This window comes from Hyella patelloides LEGE 07179 (assembly GCF_900659865.1).
Classification (GTDB): Bacteria; Cyanobacteriota; Cyanobacteriia; order Cyanobacteriales; family Xenococcaceae; genus Hyella; species Hyella patelloides.
This window is the reverse complement of sequence record NZ_LR214048.1, coordinates 1-6,201: the sequence shown is the minus strand read 5'-3', so window position 1 is coordinate 6,201 and position 6,201 is coordinate 1. Positions and strand designations below refer to the sequence as shown.

Below are 6,201 nucleotides of genomic sequence, written 5' to 3'. Positions count from 1 at the left end.
TTATTATTAGCTCAATGTTTACAGGGTTTAGGTGTTCCTAATTGGCAAATTTTATTGGGAGAAGCCGAGTTAACGCGATCGCTTTTAGCTATTTTTCCCTCAGATGTTGCAGAGCAAGTGAGGTATTGTCTGGCTAATTTAGACCGTATTACGTTAGAAAAATTAGATTTAGAGCCTAAGCTACAGGAAAGAGCCTTATTTCTCTTTGATTTGCGGGGAAAACCTGAAAAAGTTCTGGAAAAAGTTACCAGTTTAGATTTAGAACCCTCGGCAAAAGCGATCGTTAATAATCTCAAATCTCTGATTGAATTAGTCAATCAAAGTTCTCCAATTCCCGTCTCGATTACCCTCGATCTCAGTTTGATACAAACCTTGGATTACTATACGGGAATCGTGTTTGAAGCTATTAGTTTCAACGATCATCAGTCTTACACCTTGGGTCGAGGAGGACGCTATGACCAATTACTTAAGTTATACGATCCTCAAAGTAAAACATCACCTGGTATTGGTTTTGCCCTTAATATCGAAGACCTTCACGCTTTGTTGCTGACTACCAAACAGTTACCCCAACAACTTCCTGCTAGCGATTGGTTAGTAATTCCCGTGAGTGAAGAAGCCAGGGTTGCAGCAGCCAAATACGCTGATAGTTTACGCCAATCTCAACCAGATATGAGAGTAGAATTGGCTTTAGGCGATCGCTCTAAAGAAACAGTAAGGGAATACGCCCTCAATTGTCGCATTAAAAATCTAGCTTGGATTGCAGCAGATGAGACAGTTACAGAGGAAATATTAAACAGTAAGTAGCAAGGTTATTTCTCACTTCTAACTCCTAACTCCTCTTTCCTCAACACACCATCGATTAAAGAACAGACTGTTTCTGTATGTTCTAGCATGGCAAAATGTCCACAGTTTTCGATTTCCCAAATATTGCTTCCATTGCAACCGAACAGGGAATGAAAACTAGCCAGATGATGAACGTATTTTGGCTCCATAACGCTATCTTCTAGTCCTGCGATGAAATACGCAGGCTGTGATAAACGAGATACCAAATGGGGTAAATAATGAACTTCTTCTTTTGTCGTCGATTCCAACAAAGAGCCTAAAGCAGCTTGTTCATCAGCCCTTAAGAAATCTTGTAGTCTTTGACGACCCCAGTTAAGAGCTAGAGGACGAGATACCATCATGCGAGAAAAAATAAAATTTAACCCAGGAACATAACCTAACCAGGGAGGACGAAATTTAACTAACCTTTGACCAGCATTGCGAAACTTTTCAAATTCTTCTTTGAGGTAAATTCCTCCACCAGCATTAACGCATACTACTCCCGCAACGATTTGGGGACAAAGTTCTGCTGTCCATAAAGCGATACTACCTCCCAGAGAATGACCTATTAACCAAGCTTGTTTAATCTCTAACTCCTGTAATAATAAGCAGAGGTCATTGGCGTAAGCAGCAAGACGATAATCATCCCAATCTGATTTTTTTGTGATGGTGGAATCACCAAATCCTCGAAGGTCGTAACTTAAACATTGATAATCTAACTCCAGTAATTTAATTAGAGGTTGCCAATAGTGATGACTGAGAAGCCAGCCATGAATAAAAACCAATACAGGTAGTTTTGGGTTGGCAACAGGGGGTGTCAACTCATAGGTATGGAGTGTCCCCATAATGTTTATTGATGGCATACCTGATATTTTATCACTTGAAAAGATCGCCGAGTTAACCTTCAGTTTTGAATTAGCTTGCTAGAATTGGCAAGAATTATTTTGCGCACTAAAAATTGGAATTTATCAATGTTCTTCATAAATTTAATTAATCGATACCGTTACTTGATAGTAACGACGATCGTTACTTTAGTTTTAGTGGTTTTTGTTCCTTCTGCCACTGCTAAATTGTTTGATGGTCCAGTAGATCTATTACCTGTTGCAGAAAGAGTTGCTCTTAGAGAGGGAAAAGTGACGCTTGCTGGAGAACAAGGTGAATATGTCTGCCGTATTTTAGTAACAAGTAATCTTGATAGTGCCTGGCAAGTATTGACTGACTACGATAATTTTGCCGAATTTCTTCCAGGAGTCGCTCAAAGTGAGTTAATTGAGAATAATGGCGATCGCAAAATAATAGAACAAATTAACCAAGTTAAAACTCTGATCTTTAGTACTCAAGCTAGAATTCGTCTTGCAATCACAGAATCTTATCCTCAGCAAATCGCTTTTAATTTTGTAGATGGAGATTTGAATGCTCTTGATGGTACTTGGCTATTAGAAGCAGTGTCTCCTTATCCTAGTGCGCCACCCGACCGAGTTTTAATTACCCATCGAGTTAATGTTGAACCTAATGGTATGCCTGGTAAAAGTATTTTTTTCAGCATTTATGAAAGTACTTTGGAAAAAACTTTAGCTGCAATTAAAGACGAAGTGGAATTGCGTTATCAAGACATCCTCTTAGTTAACTAGAAAATTCGGTCGAAGCCAGCTTGAGCAAACTAAAAAATCGAGAGTGAGGATTTTGAGCTAGGATACTGCGATCGCCAAATTCGACGATTTCTCCTCGATCTAAAATCAAAATTTGGTCGGCTCGTTGTATAGTTTTGAGGCGGTGGGCAATCACGATCGCAGTACGGTGTTTAATTAGTCTGTCAATGGCACGTTCGATTAACATTTCCGTTGTCGGATCGAGACGAGAGGAAGCTTCATCCAAAATTACTAAACCTGGATTTTTGAGAAACACACGGGCAAAAGCTAGGAGTTGAGCTTGTCCAGCAGAAAGTCCACTACTATCAGAATTGAGGATTGTATCTAAGCCTTGATTCAGCGATGAGCCGAAGGCTCCGCTACGCGAACGCAACCAGTCCGTAAGTCCCAATAATTCTAACGTTGATAAAATCTCTCTATCGCTAATAGTAGAATTAAAAAAGGTTAGATTATCGCGAATGCTGGCTTGAAAAAGCTGCACATCTTGAGTCACTATTCCCACTCGTTGACGCAATTCTGATATAGGAATTTGGTCGATTGCCACATCCCCTAAGCAAATTAATCCTCGCCGAACATCATAAAACCGAAGAAGAAGGCGGGCGAGAGTGGTTTTACCACTACCAGTATGTCCCAGCAGTCCCAATGTTTGACCAGGGGTCAGGTTGAAAGAAATATTTTGCAATGTACATTGTCCTTGATTATCTGTCTTCTGTCCTTTGTCAAGGGACTTCTCATAACTAAACCAGACGTTCTCAAAGATGACTGAAAGTGCTGTTGAGGGGAGAGAAATTTTTCCTCGATCTTCCAGGCACGATCGCATTTGGAATAGTTCTTGGATGCGATAAATACTGGCTTCTACTTGCTGAAGTTGTTCGAGTTCCTCACGAATACGCTCTATAGGTTGGCTAAGTAGATTGGTGTAGTAAAAGATTAAATAGGCAGTGCCAATGGTAATCGCTTGACGATTCCAGAGGTAGGCAGCAAGGGCAAGGGCGATCGCATTACCAATGGTGAAAAGTCCCACGCTACCCGTCCAAAGTAAGGTACTAGCAAAACGAGCCTGATGATAAATGGGCAACCAACTCTGTAAGGTTTGGTAAAATCTTCGCATTACATAATTAACAGCACCATTGGCACGAAGGTCTTCTCGTCCTACAATCTGCTCGCCAATAAAGCCAAAAAACTCTGCACTCTTTTGACGATAGCGAGTCCAAGGTATAACAGCAAATCTTTGCACTCTTAATAAGATTAGCAGGGCAAAACAGGAAAAGAGAGACAAACTTAAACCAGCCCGCCAATCTTTAATGAAGAGAATAATTAAGATACCTAGTAATAAAATTCCGTTACCTAAAACATGAATGACGAGTTGTGAGAAAAAGCGAGAAAGAGCAACTACATCACCATCGATGCGTTCGACCCATTCTCCTGGGGTGCGTGATTTGTGATGGACAAGATCCAGCTTTAAACAGTGTTCGGCTAAGTCAACACAGAGAGCATTGGTTGCTGTCCACGCCACAGTTTCACTTAGATAGGTAGTCAAAATTGTCAGAATTTGATTCAGCACTGCTACGCCGATAAATACTGAGGCAATAGTAATTAACGTTTTAGTCGTTCCACCTTCTGTAACCGTATCGATGAAATATCCCAACAGTTGCGGATTGAGAATTTGCAAGGCAATGCTGCTGAAAAGAGCGATCGCTAATTTAATCACCCGTCCTTGCTGCGGTTTTAAATAATCCGATAGAAGATTGGAATATTGCTTAAGCGGAATTCCCATGAGTTCATTAGTTAACAAAGGTACAGGGAACTTATTGACAGAGAACCAAAAAGATAATTGGTGAGATCAATTTTGTCTACGTACTTAACGAGTGTATCGAAAAGCTCAACTGAATTTGACTCCTAGACGGAGTTTTTTGACTCTTAAACGGAACGATTCATGGTTTTTCTCCCAGTATTCCAGTTATGATGCAGACAACAACTAAATACAGATGTGCCTAAGAAAATAAGAGAATTAAAAGCAATGCTTCTCAAAGCAGGTTTTAAATTGATGCCGAAAAGAGGTAAAGGCAGCCATGCAATATATCAATATCCTGGGACTACAATTAGAGTAAACCTACCTGGAAAAGACGGATCGGATGCTAAATCATATTCCGAAAAGCAAGTGAAACAAGCTATACAGAGAGCTAAGAATGAATTATAAGTATCAAATTACTATTGCCTGGAGTCCAGAAGACGAATGTTATTTAGCTTATCTTCCTGATTTTGCCAATGAAGTTATGCAGCCTGTTACTCATGGAGAAACTTATCAAGAAGCTCTCCAACTTGGTTTGGAAGTAATGGACGAACTAATTTTGCATTTACAAGCTGAAGGAAAACCATTACCAATTGCTAAATTAGTTTTAGCTTAATCTGATTTATCTGAATTGCACCTCTACTTCGTTTCTTTTACCAAATACTTAAACAAGTCGTCGAGGACTGCATTAGCTGCGATCGCTCCAGTGCCGATCCAGTAATCTCCTACTTCATAGACTTTTCCCTGTTCGACAGCATTTAGTTTTGCCCACAAAGGATCGGTTTTAAGAGACGTTAGCACCTCTTGAATTTTGTCATCCCAGCTACCGACAGCAACAAATACAACATCGCCATCTGCTTTATCGATAACTTCTTCGGAGATACTATATTGAATCGTATCACCTGTTAATTTTTTAGTTTCTTCAAGATTCAAATCTTGTGAAGGCGGGCGAGATAAACCTGCATCTTCTAAAACCGTGCCGATAAATCCTGCCTTGGTGTAAAGATTAATTTGAGTAGGATAGATCCGCACGATGGATACTTCAGTCTCGTTGCTGTCGGTCATTTTTTGTTGAAACTCTTTTGCCCGTTTGTAGTAATCAGCCATGACTCGCTCTACCTCTTCGGATTTACCTAAAACTTTTCCCACAAAGGCAAAATCTTCTTTCCATTCTCCACTATGTTCAAAATCTACAAAAACCGTAGGGGCAATTTGACTGAGTTGAGAATAGGGTGCAGTTGAGATTGAAAGTCCTAAAATTAGATCGGGTTTAAGTGAGAGAACTTTTTCTAGATTTATTGCGTCAACATCACCGAGATCCTCAATACCTTCAGTGGATACAGGTGGCATAACATACTCAAGAGGACTACCTACAGGTTTGTTGTCTAATGCTATGGTAGTCTCTAACATTTGTGGGTCTAAAACCACAATGCGCTGCGGATCGAAAGGTACACAGGTTTCACCCATCGCGTGTTGAATTACCCGACAGTTTTCTGTCAAGGCAGGATCGGGTTTAGTTGGCGTGTTGTTATTACAGGCAGCGATCGCAATTACGACTACAATACCTAATAAAAACCAAGAAATTAAGCGATAAAGTCTTCTGAACAATGAAGTTAACCCCAACAAATTAAAATTCTACGGCAATCGTGCCTAAGATAGTAAACGGCGCACCAGGATTAACAGACGATCGCGAATCAAAGTTAGTTGAAGCAAAGTATTCAATATCGAATAAGTTTTCAATATTCAATTGGGTACGCCAGTTATCGCGTTTATAAAATAAGGCTGCATCGGTACGAAAATAACCAGGTAGATCGAAGGTATTATCTAAATCTCCTGGGCGATCGCTTAATGCCAAAAATCCCAAACCAAATCCCAAGCCTTCGAGATTACCTTTTTGAATTTCATAAGTAGGGTTTGCTGAAAAAGTAAGCGAAAAAA

At 40.0% G+C, this 6,201-nt stretch carries 8 protein-coding genes; 4 read left to right on the top strand and 4 right to left on the bottom strand.

Going from position 1 to position 6,201, the window contains the following annotated elements:
* Positions 1-804 (top strand): ATP phosphoribosyltransferase regulatory subunit (locus H1P_RS27905; protein WP_186376183.1); only part of this gene is annotated, 804 nt, incomplete at its 5' end.
* Between the two features lie 5 nt (positions 805-809).
* Here the strand turns inward: H1P_RS27905 and H1P_RS27900 are convergent.
* Positions 810-1,685, bottom strand: coding sequence for an alpha/beta fold hydrolase (locus tag H1P_RS27900; RefSeq protein WP_144873896.1), 876 nt, complete (start codon positions 1,683-1,685; stop codon positions 810-812).
* A 108-nt stretch (positions 1,686-1,793) separates the two neighbouring features.
* Between H1P_RS27900 and H1P_RS27895 the strand changes: the two genes are divergently transcribed.
* Positions 1,794-2,453, top strand: coding sequence for an SRPBCC family protein (locus H1P_RS27895; protein ID WP_144873894.1), 660 nt, complete (start codon positions 1,794-1,796; stop codon positions 2,451-2,453).
* Here the strand turns inward: H1P_RS27895 and H1P_RS27890 are convergent.
* On the bottom strand, positions 2,446-4,248 hold the full coding sequence (locus H1P_RS27890) for an ABC transporter ATP-binding protein (protein WP_144873892.1): 1,803 nt from the start codon (positions 4,246-4,248) through the stop codon (positions 2,446-2,448). The two genes, H1P_RS27895 and H1P_RS27890, sit on opposite strands and share 8 nt — an antisense overlap.
* Before the next feature lie 213 nt (positions 4,249-4,461).
* On the opposite strand from H1P_RS27890, the gene H1P_RS27885 reads away from it, so the two are divergent.
* Positions 4,462-4,671, top strand: a complete 210-nt coding sequence (locus H1P_RS27885) for a type II toxin-antitoxin system HicA family toxin (RefSeq protein WP_144873890.1) — start codon at positions 4,462-4,464, stop codon at positions 4,669-4,671.
* Positions 4,661-4,879, top strand: a complete 219-nt coding sequence (locus tag H1P_RS27880) for a type II toxin-antitoxin system HicB family antitoxin (protein WP_144873888.1) — start codon at positions 4,661-4,663, stop codon at positions 4,877-4,879. Before H1P_RS27885 ends, H1P_RS27880 begins: the two co-directional genes overlap by 11 nt.
* Positions 4,880-4,902: 23 nt before the next feature.
* Here H1P_RS27880 and H1P_RS27875 read toward each other — a convergent pair whose 3' ends face one another.
* Complete coding sequence (locus tag H1P_RS27875) at positions 4,903-5,886, bottom strand: iron-siderophore ABC transporter substrate-binding protein (RefSeq protein WP_222427279.1); 984 nt, start codon at positions 5,884-5,886, stop codon at positions 4,903-4,905.
* A gap of 4 nt (positions 5,887-5,890) precedes the next feature.
* Positions 5,891-6,201: TonB-dependent receptor domain-containing protein (locus tag H1P_RS27870; protein ID WP_144873884.1), on the bottom strand; the 311-nt coding region annotated here is incomplete at its 5' end.

What these genes read in the sequence shown, in the direction of transcription:
- H1P_RS27900 (WP_144873896.1), bottom strand. Translation starts at nt 1,685, where the DNA reads ATGCCATCAATAAACATTATGGGGACACTCCATACCTATGAGTTGACA.
- H1P_RS27895 (WP_144873894.1), top strand. Translation starts at nt 1,794, where the DNA reads ATGTTCTTCATAAATTTAATTAATCGATACCGTTACTTGATAGTAACG.
- H1P_RS27890 (WP_144873892.1), bottom strand. Translation starts at nt 4,248, where the DNA reads ATGGGAATTCCGCTTAAGCAATATTCCAATCTTCTATCGGATTATTTA.
- H1P_RS27880 (WP_144873888.1), top strand. Translation starts at nt 4,661, where the DNA reads ATGAATTATAAGTATCAAATTACTATTGCCTGGAGTCCAGAAGACGAA.